Origin of the sequence: Photobacterium angustum (assembly GCF_002954615.1) — a bacterium.
GTDB lineage: Bacteria > Pseudomonadota > Gammaproteobacteria > Enterobacterales > Vibrionaceae > Photobacterium > Photobacterium angustum_A.
The window spans coordinates 1,228,405-1,248,888 of sequence record NZ_MSCJ01000003.1 but is presented as its reverse complement, the minus strand read 5'-3'; the positions used below and the strand labels follow the sequence as shown (position 1 = coordinate 1,248,888).

The following is a 20,484-nucleotide window of genomic DNA, read 5'->3' as shown; positions in this document are numbered from 1 at the left end:
AGAACATTTTTCTAAAATGTTGTAAAGACTATGGACGTATAAAATTTGTCTTGCTCAATTAAGCGTACGTAGTCGTTACACATTTCCAGTTATCAAAATAGATCGTGAATAGTGCTAGGATTTTATTTGTAATACAAGATGATTGAGTGTTCGTATGGATTTTATCTACTATAGAGTATTCTGTGATTTTAACTTAATTTATTGATTTAAATTCACTTTATTTGATTTGTAGCGCAGTTTTTTTAAAAATAGCAATCTTATATTTAGTACAAATGATAAAGAGTTATAAATTTTGCTCATCTAATTGATGTTTTTTTGTCCATTTATGCGTGTTATGTCATGCGTTTATATTAGACGTGTGTAAATGACTAACTTATTTTGTTTTTTATATTCCAAAACCCAAATTTCTTTATTGTAATAAATTATTTTTCCTGATTCTTGGTTAATATTGCTTATGGTTCTATAGCTATCAGAAAGATCACTTTGATGTGTTGTCTTTGATATGTAGCTTAATGCAGAACTGTTAACACTATAGTTGAATTTGTTATCGGCAGTGTGATGCACGATTCCATTAGACTCGAGCACTATTAGGTGGTGATATTTCCCACCTTTTTGTGTGGTAGTTGCGTTATATGCGTTGTGTTCTATTTTTATATTTCGTTCGGTAATCACACTTTTATTCCTAGGTGTTTTGTGAACCTCGCATGCATGCCAAAAGCCATCCAAATCAGCCATTGAACGTAAGTTTATAAAATAGCTAGCTGAAAAGACAAAAAGAGATAATGAGCATGTAAGTAAAAAGTAATAACGCTTCATATTTTTAATACTCTATCTAACTCTGAAAATAGTAGGTTTGTATTTTTTTTATTTACAACATGGCTTTTATTATTTTTTTTTGCACTTAATATTGAAAAAGTAACATTATATTTATCTTCAAAGTAAAATATAGTGATGTTTTCATTAACTAATTTTAATTCATTAATGATATTACTATCTATTTTATTATCAATATTATTTATAACCTTGACTGTGTGCCCGTTATTATTTATTTGATATAGATATAGACCGTCATCTACGTACTCTTTGTTTGGTGCGTTTAATAATAGTAAAACCGATACCAGCATTAAAGTAAGTGACAAATAAACAAGAAAGTGTTTAAGAAGACTAGCATCACCTTTATCAATACCGATTGATTTGAAATAGATAAAACCTACACAAGATATTAAAAAAGTACTACTGTTTTGATAGCTGTTGACTAACTTTTTTATATTATTAATAGTAATGTTAATAACATCTTCAGCATGACTATCGTTTGGATAGCAGACGTCTTTTATATTTTTTATTGTTGTAATTTTGTTGGTGTTTTTGATAAGAAAATTAAGAATCTTCACTTCATTAAATTCAAGGATGATTTCCTGATTATTTATACTGATAAGATTTAAGCTAGGGTAATAAGTTGCTCTGCCAATATTATATGTCATTATCTTTATTACCTATCTTAGCCATCAGAATAAGTAGTTTAAAAAAAGTGTGACTAAAAGCAAATATTGTCAGAATGTTTGACGTTAACTTTACAAATCTCACAATATTCTATGTGGAAGATATATAAGATAATTAACTGCCATCATTAATTTGAATGCTTATGGTTTATTTTGATAAAAATAGCTTGAAACAAATACGAGCCAGAATAAACCCTGTGATTAACCCTCCAGTATTTGCAGCTAAATCTAACCATTCGCCATAACGGTTAACATAAGGCTGGATTAACTCAATTGCTCCGCTCCATGCAATACAGCCGATAAATAGCCAATACCAGTTTTTAGGCATTTTCAGCCCAATAGCAAAAATTAATGCGCTATAGGCGATAAAGTGGTGTGTTTTATCTGTTCCTGGTACTTGGGGTAAGCTGGGTTGAGGTAATAGTGATAAAATTGTAATTACGATTAAAATTAGGAAGGTAATAATTTTCCAGTTTTTTACTATATAACGTAACAACATAGGCATAATGAAGGCTTGCTTTTATATAAGGGTAAATGGATTTTGCGATCATACGCGTTATTAAGCAATGTTCAATATTAGAATTGTTGAATAAGTAGCAGGAGTAGTCCTGCTACTTATAGTTATTCTAAATTATCGAAATCAGTCTTATCTATTAGAAAAGGGGCATTGAGTAAATAGGATTGACTTACAAAATGCTCAGCAAGTGTTCTGACCGTATGCAAGTATTGCTCAAAATCCTCTTGGTGTTGTTGACTGATATGTTGCGTTAAAATAAGTTGGCATAGTTCACCAGTAATCGAATGAGAAATTTGTTCGACAAGTTTGTATGTCGCTTGTTTTGATAGTTGGAAACCTTCATCAATATCTTGGTTAACAATGACTCGACTAAAAACAAGATCGAGACTTTCGGTGATATCTTCTTGCGTTGTAAATGTGTTAATGAGTGATGTCATTTGTTGAATAGATAAAGCAGATATAACCATTTCACATTCAGTATTAAATGTATTTTCAACTAATTCAGTTGTTTCTTTCTGCGTGATATGAGTAAGCGTTCCACGCCTATTAGCCGCTCTAATAGCAAAATCATGTTGTGATTGACGAATAACCTCAGTCAGTTTCTGACTTATTTGATCAAAATTCTGAAAGCTGACATTAGTTCCATAATGGCATTGCTTGCTAATGGTATTGAGAGATTCCCCTTGAAATGATTGCAGAAGTAGATAGAGCGTATAAGTGATCTTATTTTGAAAGATACACGCACTCTTTTTTGCACTATGGCTGTTAGATGACGGATTCAACGCCATAGTAGTTAGGATTTGCTGTACAGCACTTTGAACTTCGAGTTCTAGGCTGGCGGTTTCACATAACCTTGTGCTCATAAGCGTACTCCTTTAACGCTATTGCTCTTTAAGCATGATACAAAATTATACGAATTTCACGTCTCAAACGTTTAAATGTGACCAATATTGTCTAAAACGCTTGTTTTTATAAAGAAAATAGCAAGTTACGACATATTAATAACGATCTATTTTTTATGATACGTTTTTGGGTAGGTATATTTTACCCATAGTCTGACGTACTTTTTAACCGTTTATCTAAACTAAAAAGGATTTAGGTGCAGGGCTGTTCAGCTTTGTGAGTATTTCATGACTATGGAATAGAAAAATGAAACTAAGTGCAAGAAATCAGCTTAAGGGCATTGTCACCAATATTGAAGTTGGTGCTGTGAATGTTGAAGTGACTGTTGAAGTAGCGCCGAGTGTAGCGTTGACGTCTATTTTAACTAAGAAATCTTGTGAATATCTAGGGCTTGCTGTTGGAAAAGAAGCCGTGCTTGTTATTAAAGCATCAAGTGTGATGGTGGCAACTGAATAGTGGAAGCGAAAAGAAGATTGCTCTATCTAGCGCTTAGGTATAGCAATCTTATAATTTATCTAATAGCTAATTAGAGCGAGTAGTCGTGAGTCTTACATCTGTTACTACTCGCACATATAAAGCGATTTGATTATAAACAATCATCGGCCTTATGTTTTGTAGGCTGTTAATGTCCTAACTTATTAACTAGTGTTACTAATTGCTGGTTTAAATCATCATTAATCAATTTGTTTTTTTCTAAATCAAAGTTTTGATAGAAACTAGGTATAGATAATGATCCTACCACCTCTGCGGCAAAATAAGGTGCAGACGTAACAGCACTATTTAATACACTTGCAGCGCCACCTGGACCCGGAGAAGTAGCTAGCATGATCGCTGGTTTACCTTGGAAAACCTTTTGATCTATACGTGAAGTCCAATCGAAAACATTCTTATAAGCCGACGTATATGAACCGTTATATTCTGCAAACGAAATTAAAATAGCATCCGCTTGGCCAATCTTATCGAATAAGATTTGTGCTTGTTCTGGAATGCCTGAATTATTTTCACGATCAATACTGTAAATCGCCATCTCAAAATCATTAAGATCTAAAATTTCAACGTCATCGGTATTAGCTTGTGATGCTGCATAAGTCACTAATGCACGGTTGATAGAGTGTTGGCTGTTCGATGCCGCAAAAGCAAGTAGTTTCATTTTTAAATCCCCATATCCACAAGTCTTTTAACAACATGCCGTTGTTAACCTTTGTACAGAGTGTATATTAGAGTTCAGATGTAATTAATAGGCTAAAAGTGATTAGATAGATTCCATATGGCTAATAATAAATTGTTTGATGGCATCACTGTGTTTGTCCAAGTTGTGAAGTGCGGTGGCTTTGGCGCAGCTGCCGAAGTTACAGGACACTCTAATTCTTATGTAAGTAAAGAAATCGCCAAACTTGAAAGCCGATTGGGGGTTCGACTACTTAATCGCACCACAAGGAGCATTGCTTTAACTCCTGAAGGGAAGACTTATTATCAAGAGTGTGTACAACTTATTAGTGATGCAGAGCAAGCCGTTGCGGAAATAACACAAAGTACCGTTGAGCCAAAAGGAACGTTAAAAGTTAGTTGTCCAGTTTGGTTTGGTAAACATTATTTAGCCGATGTTTTCACAACATATTTATCTCGATTCCCTGAAGTAACGCTTGATCTAGATATGAGTGATAAGCCTATTGATGTGATTGCCGACGGTTATGATTTAGTTATTCGCGCTACTGCTAAATTAGATGACTCGAGTTTAATTTGTAAGCGTATTTATAGCAGCAGAATTTGCACAGTGGCATCAAAACAGTACTTAAAAGACTATGGCTACCCTCAACATCCCTCAGAGTTATCCGCTCATAGCTGCTTTTGCTACACAAATTTGAAAAAATTCAATATGTGGGAATACCTAGATAAAGCAGGAAACAAAACACTAGTCGAGGTACAGCAGCGCGTATTGAGCAATAATACGGAAATGTCACTAGAACTGGTTAAAAATGGATTGGGTATTATCCGTATACCTGAATTTTATATTGAGACACAACTACAATCAGGTGAGTTAACGTTATTATTTAATGATTACATATTCCCTGAAATTGACGTTTATGCCCTTTACCCAACACGTAAACATGTTGCATCGAAAGTAAGTTGTTTCCTTGAGTTAATCGCAGAAATAGTAACGCCACTTTAGGTCACTGAACATTGGCATGCTTTGTTGAATATCTTGTTACAAGTTTTCTCTTTTTTTTGTGAGGTAAAGTGGTATTTTTTCCGTATCAGCAGTAAGGCTTGTGTATTTACTGCTCCATTACTATCAAGGATATAGATAAATGAGTAATGTTATTCGTCTACGTGCACTAGAGCGTACTGATCTTCGCTTTATTCATCAATTAAATAACAATCGCACGATTATGGCGTACTGGTTTGAAGAGCCTTATGAGTCGTTTGCAGAGCTCGAAGAGCTATATCGTAAACACATTCATGATAGTACTGAGCGTCGCTTTATTGTTGAAAATGAAGATGAAGAGTCAATTGGTCTTGTTGAGCTGGTGGAAATTAACAATATTCACCGTACAGCGGAATTTCAGATTATTATTGCCCCTGATTTTCAGGGTAATGGTTACGCGCGTACTTTAATTAACCGTGCACTAAACTATGCGTTTACGATTCTTAACCTGCATAAAGTATATTTGCATGTGGCAGTTGAGAATGAAAAAGCAATCCATCTGTATGAAGAGTGTGGTTTCTTAGAAGAAGGCCATTTAGTGAAAGAAATCTTCATTAATGGTAAGTATTGCGACATTAAGCGAATGTATATCTTACAAGATGAATATTTCTTGAGCCGTAATAAGTAATTAGAATACCAGACAAGCTAATGGAGACAATAACTTGTCTGGTTTCTACTATTAAAATTAACTCATTAAGCTACTTAAATCGTTATCGCGAGAAAAGTTACCCATCTCAGGATCTGTCACAGCTTTAAAGTTGTGTTTGTGATTCATCTCAATACGTCCTGCGGCTTGTAGTGAAAAATATTTACAATTATCTGCTGTTATTGATAAATCATACCAACAGTGTTTACAGGCTTTATAAGCAATATGCTCTACTTTTCCAGCCTTGATCTGAAGCTCCACAGGATCTTTACCGTAAATATTATCTGTTAGTGTGATCACTTGAGTTTGTTTAGAGCGATTTTGAATTTTAATCGATAGATGAGGGTTAGCATGACCTGCTCTTGTCTCTCTGTGATCGATTGAAACAATTGGCATCTCCCTATGCTCAGATGTAAAACCTTTAACTCTACGAATGAACCCATTGGGACCAAAGGTCATTAAATCAAAGTCTCTGTGATCACCAAATGTCCACTTATCTGAAATTGTAGGCTCAAGGTTATTAGCCCCTTTAGACGCTACACTGTATTGACGCGGCATGGTCATATCATATGGGCTATTTTCAGGTGCGAGAAATTTGTTTTGCTGGGGCTCATTATGTGCAAGGTAGTTATAGGTTTGATATACGATGCCTTGTTTACCTTGGTTAGCGAATTCAAACATTACGGCATCAGGTTTAAAATGAATATCTACTTTCGGTCCATATGGAAGTTGGCAAGATGGGCGAGAACCGTTTTGTGTAACAACAGGTAAACCAACTAAACTCATTTGTGGCTTCGTTCTTTTTCCAGACTCATCGTAACCGTACTCACGCTCATGTCCAGGTTTAGTCGAATGTTTCTCATGTTCTTTTTCTGCTGCTGCTTTTAACTGATGGGCTTCAGATTCTGATTTACCCTGTGGAATATCAATCGCGTCATTACGCTTTTCAAAGTCAAAACAAGAGGTGAGGTCGCCACAAATTTCACGTCGCCAAGTGGAAATATTCGGCTCTTCAACGCCTGTTACTTTCTCTAAGAAGCGTAAAACTGAGGTATGATCAAACACCTGTGAGTTAATATTCCCCCCAATACTCCACGGTGAAATAACATAACAAGGGACACGTGGTCCTAATCCATGTGAAGCATTGCTTACAAAATTATCAACATTTTCCTCAGTTTTTGAATAATCGGTATCATAATAATACTCATTATGGGTACTGATGTTCGACTTACCGTATACCTTGTTATCTGGTGTTTTGTGAGGAACAGACGGTGGTGGCATATGGTCAAATAAGCCATCATTCTCATCGAAATTAACAATAAACACCGTTTTAGCCCAAGTACTAGGATCTGAAGTGAGTATATCTAAGACTTCAGATGTGTAAGCAGCACCTAAGGTTGGAGTTGAACAACCTGGATGCTCAGACAAATCATTTTCAGTAACAATCCAAGTGACCTTGGGTAAACCTTCCTCACTATTATAAAGCTCTCGGAATGTTTCGATGGAAGGTTGTGTTTCTGTTCCGATACCATTTAAATAGAAAGGTGCTGATGGATTATTATGGTGTGCATCTCTAAAGGTTTTAAAACCAGCAAGCGGGTTATCTGTGTAGTTATTGTTAATATTCTGCACTAGACGCCACGATATACCTGCTTGTTGTAATCGTTCAGGATAGGTTGTCCATTTATATCCGTTTTCTATTTCATCTGGTGTATAAAAATTTTCATGATTATTATTGATGACAGGGCCATTTTTCTTTGCGTGAGCATCATTTGTACCTGACCAATGGACAACACGATTAGGATTAGTGCCTGTTTGTGTTGAGCAATAGTATGCATCACATAAGGTAAAAGCGTTAGCGAGAGCAAACTGAAAAGGGACCTCTTTTTCAGTGAAATATCCCATCGTCCTATCGGTTTTATTCGGTAGCCATTGGTCCATTTTACCGTGTGCATTGGCATATTGTGCATTATTAAACAGATGAGGAGTACCTGCAAAAAATTCGTATCCGATATTTTTGCTAGTATTAAAATACCAAGGTAATAAGGTCTTTTTGAAAGTACTTACTTCATCTGGATTTGGGTTGTGCTGATTCCAAACAAAATCACCGTTAGGTTGTCTTAATGGAAAACGGTCAGCGAAGCCTCGAACCCCCGGCATTGTGCCAAAGTAATGATCAAAGGAACGGTTTTCTTGCATTAAAATAACGACATGCTCAACATCTTTGATACTGCCATGCTTGCGGTTTGCAGGAATTGAAAGTGCCTTTTCAATACTTGCAAACACATTTGGGGTTGTACTAATTGCAGCAGCGCCTGCACTAACAACGGCAGACTTTTTTATAAATGAGCGACGACTATCGTTTACCATAAAAATTCCTTATTAAAAATGAGGTTTAATCAACCTTCAGCTAATTTGAATAAGGAATATTTCAGAACTATTAAGCTATTGTTGTTAGTTTAGTTATTAACATAGCGCTGACATTCGCTACGCAAAATTCATAGCTAATTCACTAATTTGTCATGGTTAAGTCATTGTATTTATTAGTAACTGTGCTTCTTCTATTATCCCATAATGGATACTTTTTCATTGCTTTTGAAAAAATAGGGTCTTGATAAAGACTACTTAACCATTGCTTTATATTTGGATAACCGGCTTGTCTAAACCATTGACGTTCAATATGCGAAAATTGTCTTATAAAAGGTAATATCGCGTAATCAGCTAGGCTCAATGTATCTGTCATTAAATACTGATGGTTAGACAGACGGTTTTCGAGATCGGTTAGAAATGATTCACACAGTTTACGATATATTGGTACTTCTGGATTATGGTAGCGAGCATCGGCTTTATAGTGATCTAATGCTGAAATGTATTTATGATCATTTCTTGCGATAAGGCTGAGCATTTCAGGAAAGAAGTGAGGAGTATGACTCAATAGTAAATTGTGAGGGTCATTTTTGTTCAAAGCCCAGATCATAATTTCTAAACTTTCATCAATATAATCGCCATTTTCTAATACAAGTAAAGGTACGGTTCCTTTCTGTGTTATGTCTAACATTTCGGCAGGCTTTTGCCTTAAATCAATATCACGTTGTTCGAAATCAAGTTCAGCAAGTGTCAGGCTTAATCTTGCTCTGATAGCATAAGGGCATTGTCTTAGTGTATATAAAATAGGTACTGACATATCTAAAACCTTCTACTCATCCCTTTTGTTATTGAGGGTAGTCTAAAATACCGCATAGTGCGTATATCTAACAAAGTAACGTATTGTATTTATTCGTTCCCATAAGCTAATGGAATGGAGTATAAAGATCTGTGTTTACGATACGCTTACAAAAAATGTAACGTTTCTTTACCTTATTTTAGTTTGATTCTGGATGAGAGTAATACGGATGGATGAGCTGTTAGATCAATATATAACACAACAAAAACAGGCGTTTTTACAATGTCCTATGCCTGAATTACAAGAAAGATTATCAGATTTAGATAAGATATCGTTATTAATTACGCAGAATCAACATGCTATTTGTCATGCGATTGCACAGGACTTTGGTCAGCGCTCTGCTTCAGAAACAGCATTGCTTGAAATATTTACCAGCATTGAGTGTATTAAACATACACAAAAAAATCTGTCTCGTTGGATGAGAGTACAAAAACGTCATACCTCGATGTGGTTTCAACCCGCTAAAAATAGAGTGATACCTCAACCTGTTGGCGTGGTAGGTATTATAGTGCCGTGGAACTATCCCTTATTTTTAGCTATTGCACCATTAGTTGCCGCGATAGCTGCGGGTAATTCAGTGATGGTGAAGATGTCTGAAAATTCCCCAGAGCTCTGTCGATTGTTACAACAGCTATTTACAGATACATTTTCGTTAGAAAAGATTCGCTTTATTGCAGAAGAAGGCAACACAGGTAAAGTATTTTCAGCACTACCGTTTGATCATTTAGTCTTTACAGGCTCAAGTTCAACCGGTAAAGCCGTAATGGCAAATGCGGCTAAAAACCTTGTTCCAGTAACGCTAGAACTTGGGGGGAAATCTCCTGCTATTATTGCTGATGATTATGATCTCAATAAGGCATTAGAGCGAATTTTAGGCGGAAAAACTTATAATAGTGGCCAAACGTGTGTAGCGCCAGATTACCTATATGTTCCTGAGGCTTTGTTACCAGAAGTTGTAACAAAAGCAAAAAAGATTATTACTAAGCGCTTTGTTGATATTAACCACCAAGATTACACATCAATTATTGATAGTCAGTCCTTTGAACGATTAGTGACGACTTTAGAAGATGCAAAAGCGAAAGGGGCCGATATTTATAATTTGATCCCCAATTCTTCTCCAGATGTGAACTCGCGTAAATTCCCACTTCATCTTATAACTGGTGTAGATGATACTATGCAAGTGATGCAGCGTGAGATTTTTGGCCCTATTTTACCTATCATTGGCTATCAATCGATAGAGCTGGCTATATCATCAATAAATAAAGGTGATAGGCCACTGGCTTTATATCTATTTTCTAACAATAAAGATTTACAACAAAAGGTTATTAATGAAACACGTTCAGGTGGTGTCACAATTAATGATGTAATGTTACATGTAGCGCAAGATGATTTACCCTTTGGTGGCTCAGGCCATAGTGGGATAGGTCATTATCATGGCAAAGAAGGCTTTGAACGTTTATCAAAGATGCGTCCTGTAATGTATCAAGCTTCATTGTCATCATTGAAGCTATTATATTCACCGTATTCATCATTAGGTAAACGAATGATTAACTTTATTATTAATCGTAAGTTTGGAAAGTATGACTGATTGTAGTAGCAATAACGTAATTTATGTAGGCTTTTGGCAACGTGTTGTCGCGACGATTGTTGATACCTTAGTTGTTTCATTAGTCACTGCACCATTATTGTACAGTTTATACGGTGATTTCTTCTCGACTGGGTCGAGCGCTATTTTTGATCCTGCTAGCTTACTCGTTAATTATGGTCTGCCATTTATTGGCGTGATGCTTTTTTGGTTTTACAAATCAGCAACGCCAGGGAAAATGGCAATACATTCAATCATTGTTGATGCAAGAACAGGAAATAAACCTACGGTTAAGCAATTTATTATTCGTTATTTAGGTTATTTTGTATCAGCAATCCCTTTAGGAATAGGGTTGCTTGCCGTTGGCTGGGATAAACGAAAACAAGGCTGGCATGATAAATTAGCCAATACGGTTGTAATCAAGAAATCTAAATAAAAGATCTTTGTTGGATATAAATAACGACATAATAAAAAGCCCTTAACGATGAGAACGCTAAGGGCTTTCTTTTATCTATGTTCAGCAAAACTAAAAATTATTTCTTAGTGTATGCCGCAATGATAACCATTTGAACGCCGTCTGCACGACCTTGGATATGAAGAGGGTTATCAGTTAGGCTGATGTTACGTACAGGCGTACCACGCTTAATTACCATACTAGAACCTTTAACTGGAAGGTCTTTGATAATTGTTACGTTGTCACCAGCTTGCAGTTTAGCACCGTTTGCATCAAGCGTTGGAATAGAAGCTTGTTCTTCTTCAACAAGACCTTTATCTGCCCACTCTTTAACATCATCTTCTAGGTACATCATGTCAACTAGGTCCATTGCCCAGTCAGTTTTTGAAGATAGACGCTTAAGTTGACGGTAAGCCATTACTTGTACAGCTGGAACCTGACTCCACATAGAGTCGTTTAGGCAACGCCAGTGGTTTTCATCTGTTGTCTCTGGATCTTCAAGCTGACCACGGCAAGTATCACAAAGGTATACACTACAGCCCGCGCTCTTATCTTCAGACGCTGGAACTGCGTATACAGCTAGGTTATTTTCAGAAGAACATAGTTCACATTTTGATTCGCTACGATCTTTTAAAGCTTGTTCGATAGTCATGGGAATTGTCCATAGAGTTATTGTGGGCACATTATGCACATCAAATAATCATAAGGGAAGAAAACAAGCGCGAGATCACGAAATATATAGTACATCAGACTGTTTAGTGTCCAAAGAAAGAAAAAAGTCATAAGAATTTATCTAGAAGCCAACCAAAAAATAATTAACCTTTTTAACCTTTTTAACCTTTTTAACCTTTTTAACCTTTTTAACCTTTTTACCAAAATCAAAGTTATGTTTACGATGTTGTATTTATTTTATGGTCATAATGGTTAAAATTGCCGTTGTAATTAGTAGTTATTCTTATTTAGGTTATGAGTGGTGTCACTTTTTTACTTCTCTCTTCTGCTTGGCTAATAATAATTTGTTACTTTATAAGCCTAATTAAAAAGGAAAATAATTAAGAAGGCTTGTATGAATAAAATTACAACGTTAGGGCTAGCTATTGCCGGAATAGTGTCTTTTCCTCTTTCTGCAACGGCATCAGAAAGTGATATTAGTGCATATATTATTGGTGGTAATGAAGTTCAGACAAATCCTGAAGAATTATCAACTGTGTTTATTCAAGCTGGGACTTGGGAATGTACTGGAAGTTTAATTGCTAAACGTTGGGTATTAACCGCAGCACACTGTATAAGAACGGGTCCGCAAAATGCCTCATTGCAAACGATACCTACAGAAGATATTAAAATTTATGCAGGTGTAACAGGGCGTTCTGATTTTGAGCCGAACAATACTTATCAGGCTGTTGAAGTGATTGTGCATCCAGATTATTTACCCGAACCTTTAAAAAATGAGGATGGTAGCCTTGATAGTAAAAATAACACTAAATTTGCTTACGATATTGCTTTAATAGCTGTATCTCGAGACATAGACACGGCGAAGATTGTTTCTTTACCTACAGAGCAAGAAGCCTTTGAAATTGAAACTGCGTTAAGTGAAGAAGATGGTAAGTTACTGGCTCAAGGGTGGGGGCGTACAGCAACGAATAATGAAGGTGGATCTGAAGTTTTGATGGAAGTAAATCTCAGTTATTTACCAATGAGCCAATGTTATTTCCAATCACCGGGTGAAAATTGGTTCTCTAGCCCTGCAGATACATTAAAGATGTGCACATTTGAGAAGGATGATCTTATGGGCGTATGTTTTGGAGATAGTGGGGGGCCTCTTTATTATCAAAGTACTGCAGGAGAAACTGTTCAATTAGGAATTACCAGCTTTGGTCAACCACCATGTGGAACTGACTCTCCTGATGTTTATACCCGTGTAGGTGCTTACGATGACTGGATTAATAACGTAATTGCAGAGAAAACACCAATACCTAAAGATAATACCGATAATGGTGGTGGTGGCGGTTCTGTTGGTGCAGGTTTAGTGATGTCATTACTGGGAATGGGCTGGTTACGAAGAAAGCGTAGCTAATAACTAATGTAACGAGTTGCTGTGGGCTTGATTTAATATTTTTTATGTTTGCTAGAACAAGTTACATAGAAAAAAGAAGCCTGTCGCAACTCGTTTATCTTTCTAAGCAAGCAATGTAGAGTATTCGGTATCATTAAATTAGCTGTATTTTAAAAGGATTTAATGATGGTGAACAAATTAGCTCATTCTTTGAGTATATTCATTGCTTTAGGGGTAAGTAGTTCTGTCTACGCTCAAGCAGAACAGCAAAAACTCCTCCCTTATATTATTGGTGGTGATGAAGTCGCGGTTGCAACTGAAGATAATTTCATGGCGTCGCTACGTATGAATAAAGCGAATGAATCACATTTTTGTGGTGCAACCGTTTTAAATGATCGTTGGTTACTCACTGCAGCTCACTGCGTTGTTGGTGGTGGAGGAGCTGGAGCATCAGGGTTGGCAGTGGCAGCACCATCCGATATAACAGTTACCACAGGCCTTGTGGATAATGCATCAGCAAATATTAAAGATATTTATTCAGCGACTCATGTTGTTGTTCATCCTGATTATAACCCTCTTATTTTACTTCAAGTGTCAACAGATAACGGCGTTGATCTTGAAACCGAGATTATTAATACTGCATTAGATAATGATGTCGCTCTTATACGTGTAAACCGTGATTTTGATGGTGTTGGTAAAGTTACGCTAGCGTCAACCAGCTTAGCCGTGGAGCTTGATGATAAATTAAAGGCAGAGTGGAACGAGAAAAATCTTCCTGAAAATGTCAAAGTCCAAGGGTGGGGCGTAACAGAAGCAATATCAACGCCAGAAGATGAAGAGACGGCGGAAGAAAATAGCTTAGCTTTTGAAGGTGATACTTCAGATACCTTGCTAGAAACAATGTTAGCAAGTTTTCCAATTGATAAATGTTATGAACGTTTTGAGTCTCAAGATCCAGCCGGTATTTTTATTGATAGCCCATCAAATACAACAAAACTTTGTACATTGCCAGCGCGTAAACTTGAAGGTCCTGACTTGATAGGCCCTGATGCTTGTTTTGGTGATAGCGGCGGGCCACTATTAACTCAAGATAATAATAGTAACTGGGTACAAATTGGTATTGTAAGTGGCGGTTCAGCAGGTGAGCCTCAATGTGGTTCATTAACACGACCAACGTTTTATGCAAGAGTGGGAACATATTATAACTGGATTAATGAATCTGTTGCTGTTGTACCAGAACAAGCGATCACATTGCCTGAATTTTTAGCCAAAGAAAAAGCAGACGCAGAAATGAATTGTAATGACAGTATTTCTGCCAATAACTGTAATATCACTGAAGATGATGGTGGAAGTGGTGGCCATATTGGTGTTTTATCGCTTGCTTTACTTGGAGTAATGTCTTTTGTAAGGCGCAAAAAAAGTTAACTTATTCACTCTTAATTTATATCAACCACCAGTACAAGCTGGTGGTTTTTTTATGAATGATATTTATGTAGTTATATAGCATAAATTTATCAAAAGTTGTGTTGAATTATGAGTAATTAAAACGATTTATTCACAGTATTTTTATGTCATAAATAAAGTGAAATTAATAACTATTAAGAATTAATATTTTTGTTTTCCTTATTTAACCTTATGATTTTTAATGTTTAATTGTTATTTTTATCGGTCATTATTGTTATAAAGATTCCCTTGGAATAAGTATCGTAAGGAGAAACGAATAGTCCCTATTATCCACAGAAGCTGTGTATAACTCTGTGGGAAAAGCAGATAGGCTAGATTTGGTGCCGCCTCTGCTAAAGTCAAGAAGTTGTTAATGATAAAAATTGCGTAATTGATGCCCAATTGATTTAGTTCAATATATAGACATAAAACTAAATTTTTCCTTAAAAGTTAGCATCTTTAGTATTATGCAATTTCTTGTTGTAGCCATTCAGAAAGTGCCATCAGTTCATCATAATACTCTGAATGCGTGAGCAATAAGCCACAAACAATGGATATAACAGATTTGGCATTAAATGGATAACCAATCGCCGCTTGGCTTAAGTCATTCATCATATTGTGGTACTGGATAGGCGCATCATAGTAGACTTTGGTGATCACTCCAGCATCAACATTTAATTTTAGTTCTATCTGTCCCCATGAAAAGCCATTCTCTAACGATTCAATAAAACTAGGTGATTGACCATAATTCCAATCCCAACTTTTTAGACGATAAAAATTTGTACTAAATTCGATCCAATCTGGGTGCTGGTTATTTAAAATAACTGTATTTTCAACATCAAGCTTTAGTGTTTTTTGAATACTATCACTAATGTAATGACATAATTCATTATGCTCTAATGGACGAATATGTTGGTTAATAGTGGTATAAGATCGTTCAAGGTTTTGATGATTGAGAATAGAATAACGACTATTCATGTACTTTGATATATCACTAAGAGAAGTATTTACTCTTAAGGTAGTATGGAAAAATAAATAATCTTTAGAGACTGATAGCGCAGTATTAGAAACTTTTTTATTTTCAACTAAACATTCAAGATTATCAGATACTGTTATCTCTATTTTTAATGGTTCAAATGTACCCATTAGTATTTTTTTAATTATGCATTGTGTTAAATAATGAGTCGGGCCGATTAACGCAATATTTGTGTGTGTCAAATCTTGATAGATAGCACCGCCAATTGTATGACGCCTTACAATATTAATATTTTCACTACGAAGTAGTTTTGGCTTACATACACGCCAAGGGTTCTGATCTTTCCCTATATTAACAGAGCGCTGATTTTGCCATAAAAAAGCAATAATATTGTGGTCATTTGCTTGTTTCAGTAAGGTTTCTTCAATCGCTTGATTGAAGCTTGGATCTGTTGATTCTGAATAATAGATAGACAGTTTCATGAAATTATCTCTTATCATCAATCTTTGAATTATAAAAGTACATTGTTGCATATACGCCAAGTTTAATTAAGTGCGATAAGGACAAATTAAAAGTATTTATATGAGGTACATCGCATTAGTTATTTTTAAATTTAAAAATACTGTCATTTAATACCAAATTGGAATTTGAACGGAATTTTTTTAAAAATAATAAATACCTTTATCACTATTTAAATAATAAAGTGTGATCTTGATATTGATTCTGTTGTTAACTTTTTATTTAGAACCGCGAAATAAGTATATTCGTACTTATCTTATTTAATCAGCTGCGGCGTGATTTAATCATAAATAGAAGCATGTTATGTCATTATCAATAGTACAGCGCACCATTGTCGGCTTTATAATAATGTTTATTCTTATTGCCGTAGTAGGAAGTATTAGCTATATCAATACTAGTCGAATCCATGATCGCCTTACCGATGTAACTGAGGTGTCAACACCTATGGTTACATCGGCAAGTCAATTACTCGCGAGCTTACGTGAAAATCAGCTATCAGTTGTTGATTACCGTACGACTCAATCCTCGAACTTATTAAACGAACGAAAAGAGGCGGTATCACAGGCTCAAGCTGAATTTAACACCGCGAAACAACAAGCATTAAAATATGCTGTTGATGAGGAAGCGAAACTAAAACTATCAACGGCACTTTCTGCTGCTGATAAGTTTTTTGATTTATCACAAAAAACAATTAACACGCATAATCAATGGGTTGCTGTTAATGACCGATTAACAGAGCTTAATTTATCATTTCTTCGATTAGAAGATACTTATCAATGGGCAGCGAATTTATTACTCCAACGTGCGAGTGTAAAACGTTCTTTAAGCAATCGAGCAGAACTTATTACCAGCGGTATTAGCCGTGATTTAAAAAATGTTCGTCGTGCTAATAAAAACACTAACTTTGAAAAACTAAGCCAAGTACTTGCTAAAGATATTGAATTAGCAAAACAAGGTTTAGAGCGCATTAATGTGCCTGAAGATGTTAAAGCGCGTTATGCGCGTAATTTACAACGCGTCCATGATTTAGCATTGGGTAAAACAGGGTTACTGGCGGTTATGGCTGAAAATAACCAGCTAGAAAGTCAACTGTCAGCTTTGAATCAACAGTCTAATCAGCAAGTTGTGATTACTCAAACAGCACTTAATGACTATATGCAGTATGCGAGTAGCAATGCATCTAATAGTCGAAATGCTGCTGATGCTGCAGCCAACCAAGCGACATACAGTATTATTATTGCCTGTTTGATTTCAGGTGTTATTGCTTTAATTATTGCTTTTACTACGGCAAAAAGCATCCACACACCATTAGCACGAATTAATGCAGTATTACGTAAGATGACTGCGGGTGACATGACCCAACGTACTAATTACCAATCTCAGTGTGAATTTGGTGCACTTTCTCGCTCTATCGACCAATTATCTGAAAGTATGGCTGAAATTCTCACAAAAATTAACGATGGTTCATTACAGCTAGTAACAGAGGCAAATAAAACTGCTGTTACGAGTGAACAAGCGATGAGCCGTGTTGAAGATCAAAAACAACGTACCGATCAAGTAGCCGCTGCCATTTCTGAATTAGAAGTCAGTGCGAAAGAGATTTCACGTTCATCAGATCTGACTGTGAGTGAAGTAAATGAAGTAAATCAGGCCGCACAACAAGGGCGAGACTTAGTTTTTAATAGTCGAAACATCACAGAGCAGCTATCGGTCGATATTACTGAAGCGGTTGATATAACCCGCAAACTAGAAAGCTTTACGGTGAATATTGGCAGTATATTAGATGTTATCCGTGGCATTGCTGAACAAACGAATTTATTGGCTCTTAACGCGGCGATTGAGGCGGCACGTGCAGGTGAGCAAGGGCGCGGTTTTGCTGTGGTTGCTGATGAAGTGCGCGCTTTAGCAAATCGCACCCAACAATCAACAGAAGAAATAAATGAGATGATCGATAACCTTCAGCACAGCGCTGAAATGGTAACTAAGGTCATGGCACGAAGTCATAAACAAACTGAGCAATGTGTTGAACAGACACGCTTAACTGATGAAACATTACAAACGATAGCAGATCGTATGCGTGTTATTCTCGAAATGGCAGAGCAAGTTGCTCATGCAACCGAAGAGCAAATCTCAGTGAGCCAAGATGTCGCTGAGCATATTAACGGGATTGCGAGTGTTGCTTATAACGCAGAATCAGAAGCACGCGAGTCTGCAAATAGTAGTGAATCGCTATCGAAACTAGCTGCGGAACAACGTCAATTGATTGAACGATTTAAGGTATAAATATGAAACAGATAATGGCTTCCCCTTTTTATACAAAGGTTCAATCAACCTTATGTCGCAGCCTTGTTGTTAGCGGTATCGCGTTAGCTGGTTTTTCACCACTATCGGTGAGCGCACAACAGTATGATTCCTCATTAAAAGGTACTGTATTGGTTGATTCTTGGCGACAAGATGATGCGATTTGGAAAGATAAAATCATTCCAGCATTTAATAAGCATTACCCGAATATTAAAATTACCTATCGCTCACCAGAAGGGTTGACCTCATTTCTTGATGATTTGAATACTAACCTTGAGAAGGGTAGTGCTGGCGACTTAATTGCTTGTCGTCCATTTGATGGTTCGTTAAAGCTGTTTACGCAGGGGCACCTTAGCGATATTACAGAAATGGCTGGGATGGAGAACTTCCCGAGCTTTGCATTAAGCCCTTGGCAAACTGATTCAGGTGCACAGACCTTCTGTTTACCTATGGCATCTGTTATCCACGGTTTTTTCTATAATAAAGATGCATTTAAAAAACTCGATTTGAGTGTGCCTAAAACAACGGCTGAGTTTAATCATGTGTTGAATATGATTAAAAACAGTGGCCAATATGTGCCTTTAGCAATAGGAACGAATGATAAATGGGAAGCCAGTACGATGGGCTTTCAAAATATAGGGCCTAATTACTGGAAAGGCGAAGATGGACGATTAGGGTTGATTAACGGCACTGAGCGTTTTGACTCACCAAAATACCGACAAGTATTTCAGGAATTAGCGAATTGGAGTAAGTTTTTAGGCAATGGTTATCAGACACGTAAATATGCCGATTCCATTGAATTGTTCAAAACAGGGAAGGCGGCTATTTATCCTGCTGGCTCTTGGGATATCAGCACCTTTACAGGCCAGCTAGATTTTGGCGTATTTCCTCCTCCGGTAGAAAATGGCGGCGATGAATGTTATTTCAGTGATCATACTGATATTGGTATGGGGTTAAATACCAAGGCTCAAAATAATCCAGCAGCAAAAGCGTTATTAGAATGGATGACAACGGCGGAGTATGCTGAATTATTGACTAACTCTATTCCTGGTTTCTTCTCATTATCTAACCATTTCTTCGAGGTTGAAAACCCGATAGCGAAAGAAATGATGGGCTGGCGTAATGAGTGCGATTCGACTATTCGAAGTGCTGCGCAGATTTTATCTCGAGGTAAACAGAGTTTTGAGGCTCAAGTCGATCAAACTAGCGTTGCTGTCTTAAATGGTACAATGACACCAGAACAAGCTACACAGTTAGTGCAAGCGGGATTAGACTCATGGTATGTGCCACAAAGAGAAGCAAAAGTTGCGAGCTTAATTTGCCAAGAATAACCAGATAAGCTTTTTAAAAAGCGACGATCTAGAGATAGATCATCGCTTTTTTGTTTTAGCGGTAAATTCTTAATTTATCTTAACAGGATAGATGTATTAGCTATTGTTATCTGTTTAACAGGTGATTAATATGCAGTTTCATTGTGTTTAGGTGTCGTATTGTGTCGAAGATATTAGTAGTTGATGATGACGTTCAATTGTGTGCGTTATTAACAGAAGTTCTTGAAGATGAAGGTCATGAAGTTAGTTGCGTTCATTGTGGTGAATCAGCGTTAACATATCTTCAATCAACGGGTGTCGATCTGATACTGCTTGATGTAATGTTACCCACACTTGATGGTATGCAGGTTGCTCGTCGTATTTGTCAGCGTTTTGCAACACCAATCCTTATGCTTACAGCATTAGGAGATGAAACAACGATGCTTGATGGTTTACAGGCTGGCGCGGATCAATTCTTGGTTAAACCATTTAAAGTTGAAGAATTACTAGTACGTATTTCGACAATCTTACGAAGAGTCGGTTTAGAGCGCCAGCGCCATTCTTTGCCCTCATCATCGGTTGAATTAGAAAGTCAGCTTTCTCGCCTACCTTTAACTGGTACCGAGCTCGATCTGCTTAAATACCTAATTAAGCATAATGATATTGTCGTCTCAAAAGCCACATTACAAAAAGACGTTTTAAAGAAAGAACTTAGCCCGTTTGATCGTAATCTTGATATGCATATCAGTAATATTCGTCGAAAAATGGTATTAGCAGGAATGTCTAAACAGCACATCAAAACAATACGTGGGCGAGGGTACAGCTATTCTTCGTGTGTTTCGGAGTAAT

18 protein-coding genes are annotated in these 20,484 nt (G+C 36.5%); 10 read left to right on the top strand and 8 right to left on the bottom strand.

The genetic code is table 11. From position 1 onward, the window contains the following. Window positions 1–812 precede the first annotated feature (812 nt). The 3 genes from BTO08_RS20350 to BTO08_RS20340 all read right to left on the bottom strand — a co-directional run bounded on the left by BTO08_RS20350 (window position 813) and on the right by BTO08_RS20340 (window position 2,879). The gene (locus BTO08_RS20350) at window positions 813–1,481 is read right to left on the bottom strand and encodes a hypothetical protein (RefSeq protein WP_105062392.1); all 669 of its coding nucleotides are present in this window, start codon (window positions 1,479–1,481) and stop codon (window positions 813–815) included. 166 nt (window positions 1,482–1,647) lie between these two features. Then, window positions 1,648–2,004: a VanZ family protein gene (locus tag BTO08_RS20345; RefSeq protein WP_105062391.1), complete on the bottom strand. Its 357-nt coding sequence runs from the start codon at window positions 2,002–2,004 to the stop codon at window positions 1,648–1,650. Window positions 2,005–2,120: 116 nt separating this feature from the next. Further along, the gene (locus BTO08_RS20340; RefSeq protein WP_105062390.1) at window positions 2,121–2,879 is read right to left on the bottom strand and encodes a hypothetical protein; all 759 of its coding nucleotides are present in this window, start codon (window positions 2,877–2,879) and stop codon (window positions 2,121–2,123) included. Window positions 2,880–3,165: 286 nt separating this feature from the next. On the opposite strand from BTO08_RS20340, the gene BTO08_RS20335 reads away from it, so the two are divergent. Beyond that, window positions 3,166–3,375, top strand: a complete 210-nt coding sequence (locus tag BTO08_RS20335; RefSeq protein WP_105062389.1) for a TOBE domain-containing protein — start codon at window positions 3,166–3,168, stop codon at window positions 3,373–3,375. A 166-nt stretch (window positions 3,376–3,541) separates the two neighbouring features. Here BTO08_RS20335 and BTO08_RS20330 read toward each other — a convergent pair whose 3' ends face one another. Continuing rightward, complete coding sequence (locus BTO08_RS20330; protein WP_105062388.1) at window positions 3,542–4,069, bottom strand: NADPH-dependent FMN reductase; 528 nt, start codon at window positions 4,067–4,069, stop codon at window positions 3,542–3,544. A 117-nt stretch (window positions 4,070–4,186) separates the two neighbouring features. Here BTO08_RS20330 and BTO08_RS20325 point away from each other — a divergent pair, with 117 nt between their 5' ends. Both BTO08_RS20325 and speG read left to right on the top strand, forming a co-directional pair. Next, entirely contained in the window at window positions 4,187–5,089 is a 903-nt protein-coding gene (locus BTO08_RS20325) for a LysR family transcriptional regulator (protein ID WP_105062387.1), read from the top strand. 139 nt (window positions 5,090–5,228) lie between these two features. Beyond that, window positions 5,229–5,753, top strand: a complete 525-nt coding sequence (gene speG / locus BTO08_RS20320) for a spermidine N1-acetyltransferase (RefSeq protein WP_105062386.1) — start codon at window positions 5,229–5,231, stop codon at window positions 5,751–5,753. Between the two features lie 57 nt (window positions 5,754–5,810). Here the strand turns inward: speG and BTO08_RS20315 are convergent, their stop codons facing one another. Both BTO08_RS20315 and BTO08_RS20310 read right to left on the bottom strand, forming a co-directional pair. Further along, on the bottom strand, window positions 5,811–8,141 hold the full coding sequence (locus tag BTO08_RS20315; protein WP_105062385.1) for a phosphocholine-specific phospholipase C: 2,331 nt from the start codon (window positions 8,139–8,141) through the stop codon (window positions 5,811–5,813). 142 nt (window positions 8,142–8,283) lie between these two features. Then, the gene (locus BTO08_RS20310) at window positions 8,284–8,955 is read right to left on the bottom strand and encodes a glutathione S-transferase (protein WP_105062384.1); all 672 of its coding nucleotides are present in this window, start codon (window positions 8,953–8,955) and stop codon (window positions 8,284–8,286) included. Between the two features lie 208 nt (window positions 8,956–9,163). Between BTO08_RS20310 and BTO08_RS20305 the strand changes: the two genes are divergently transcribed. Together BTO08_RS20305 and BTO08_RS20300 are read left to right on the top strand one after the other, a co-directional pair. Next, a complete protein-coding gene (locus BTO08_RS20305; protein ID WP_105062383.1) occupies window positions 9,164–10,582 on the top strand; it encodes a coniferyl aldehyde dehydrogenase in 1,419 nt (472 codons plus the stop codon). Further along, entirely contained in the window at window positions 10,575–11,015 is a 441-nt protein-coding gene (locus BTO08_RS20300; protein WP_105062382.1) for an RDD family protein, read from the top strand. The genes BTO08_RS20305 and BTO08_RS20300 overlap by 8 nt, the downstream gene beginning before the upstream one ends. A 97-nt stretch (window positions 11,016–11,112) precedes the next feature. Here BTO08_RS20300 and BTO08_RS20295 read toward each other — a convergent pair whose 3' ends face one another. Further along, window positions 11,113–11,685, bottom strand: coding sequence for a PhnA domain-containing protein (locus BTO08_RS20295; RefSeq protein WP_105062381.1), 573 nt, complete (start codon window positions 11,683–11,685; stop codon window positions 11,113–11,115). Window positions 11,686–12,099: 414 nt separating this feature from the next. Here BTO08_RS20295 and BTO08_RS20290 point away from each other — a divergent pair, with 414 nt between their 5' ends. Next, on the top strand, window positions 12,100–13,107 hold the full coding sequence (locus tag BTO08_RS20290; protein ID WP_105062380.1) for a S1 family peptidase: 1,008 nt from the start codon (window positions 12,100–12,102) through the stop codon (window positions 13,105–13,107). A gap of 162 nt (window positions 13,108–13,269) precedes the next feature. After that, window positions 13,270–14,511: a trypsin-like serine protease gene (locus BTO08_RS20285; protein ID WP_242446312.1), complete on the top strand. Its 1,242-nt coding sequence runs from the start codon at window positions 13,270–13,272 to the stop codon at window positions 14,509–14,511. Between the two features lie 483 nt (window positions 14,512–14,994). Here the strand turns inward: BTO08_RS20285 and BTO08_RS20280 are convergent, their stop codons facing one another. Further along, entirely contained in the window at window positions 14,995–15,987 is a 993-nt protein-coding gene (locus tag BTO08_RS20280; protein WP_105062378.1) for a lipoyl protein ligase domain-containing protein, read from the bottom strand. Between the two features lie 340 nt (window positions 15,988–16,327). Here BTO08_RS20280 and BTO08_RS20275 point away from each other — a divergent pair, with 340 nt between their 5' ends. The 3 genes from BTO08_RS20275 (at window position 16,328) to BTO08_RS20265 (ending at window position 20,483) form a co-directional block, all read left to right on the top strand. Further along, entirely contained in the window at window positions 16,328–18,307 is a 1,980-nt protein-coding gene (locus BTO08_RS20275; RefSeq protein WP_105062377.1) for a HAMP domain-containing methyl-accepting chemotaxis protein, read from the top strand. A gap of 2 nt (window positions 18,308–18,309) precedes the next feature. Then, window positions 18,310–19,656 (top strand): ABC transporter substrate-binding protein, encoded by a 1,347-nt coding sequence (locus BTO08_RS20270; protein WP_105062376.1) that lies wholly within the window; start codon window positions 18,310–18,312, stop codon window positions 19,654–19,656. A gap of 161 nt (window positions 19,657–19,817) precedes the next feature. Beyond that, window positions 19,818–20,483 carry a response regulator transcription factor gene (locus BTO08_RS20265; protein ID WP_005364861.1) on the top strand — a complete coding sequence of 222 codons (666 nt, stop codon included), beginning with the start codon at window positions 19,818–19,820 and terminating at the stop codon, window positions 20,481–20,483. Window position 20,484 lies beyond the last annotated feature (1 nt).

Excerpts from the sequence above, each read along its gene's own strand:
- BTO08_RS20325 (WP_105062387.1), top strand. The coding sequence starts at position 4,187 with ATGGCTAATAATAAATTGTTTGATGGCATCACTGTGTTTGTCCAAGTT.
- BTO08_RS20305 (WP_105062383.1), top strand. The coding sequence starts at position 9,164 with ATGGATGAGCTGTTAGATCAATATATAACACAACAAAAACAGGCGTTT.
- BTO08_RS20315 (WP_105062385.1), bottom strand. The coding sequence starts at position 8,141 with ATGGTAAACGATAGTCGTCGCTCATTTATAAAAAAGTCTGCCGTTGTT.
- BTO08_RS20270 (WP_105062376.1), top strand. The coding sequence starts at position 18,310 with ATGAAACAGATAATGGCTTCCCCTTTTTATACAAAGGTTCAATCAACC.
- BTO08_RS20285 (WP_242446312.1), top strand. The coding sequence starts at position 13,270 with ATGATGGTGAACAAATTAGCTCATTCTTTGAGTATATTCATTGCTTTA.
- BTO08_RS20340 (WP_105062390.1), bottom strand. The coding sequence starts at position 2,879 with ATGAGCACAAGGTTATGTGAAACCGCCAGCCTAGAACTCGAAGTTCAA.
- BTO08_RS20335 (WP_105062389.1), top strand. The coding sequence starts at position 3,166 with ATGAAACTAAGTGCAAGAAATCAGCTTAAGGGCATTGTCACCAATATT.
- BTO08_RS20310 (WP_105062384.1), bottom strand. The coding sequence starts at position 8,955 with ATGTCAGTACCTATTTTATATACACTAAGACAATGCCCTTATGCTATC.
- BTO08_RS20345 (WP_105062391.1), bottom strand. The coding sequence starts at position 2,004 with ATGCCTATGTTGTTACGTTATATAGTAAAAAACTGGAAAATTATTACC.
- BTO08_RS20290 (WP_105062380.1), top strand. The coding sequence starts at position 12,100 with ATGAATAAAATTACAACGTTAGGGCTAGCTATTGCCGGAATAGTGTCT.
- speG (WP_105062386.1), top strand. The coding sequence starts at position 5,229 with ATGAGTAATGTTATTCGTCTACGTGCACTAGAGCGTACTGATCTTCGC.
- BTO08_RS20330 (WP_105062388.1), bottom strand. The coding sequence starts at position 4,069 with ATGAAACTACTTGCTTTTGCGGCATCGAACAGCCAACACTCTATCAAC.
- BTO08_RS20295 (WP_105062381.1), bottom strand. The coding sequence starts at position 11,685 with ATGACTATCGAACAAGCTTTAAAAGATCGTAGCGAATCAAAATGTGAA.
- BTO08_RS20275 (WP_105062377.1), top strand. The coding sequence starts at position 16,328 with ATGTCATTATCAATAGTACAGCGCACCATTGTCGGCTTTATAATAATG.
- BTO08_RS20280 (WP_105062378.1), bottom strand. The coding sequence starts at position 15,987 with ATGAAACTGTCTATCTATTATTCAGAATCAACAGATCCAAGCTTCAAT.
- BTO08_RS20350 (WP_105062392.1), bottom strand. The coding sequence starts at position 1,481 with ATGACATATAATATTGGCAGAGCAACTTATTACCCTAGCTTAAATCTT.
- BTO08_RS20300 (WP_105062382.1), top strand. The coding sequence starts at position 10,575 with ATGACTGATTGTAGTAGCAATAACGTAATTTATGTAGGCTTTTGGCAA.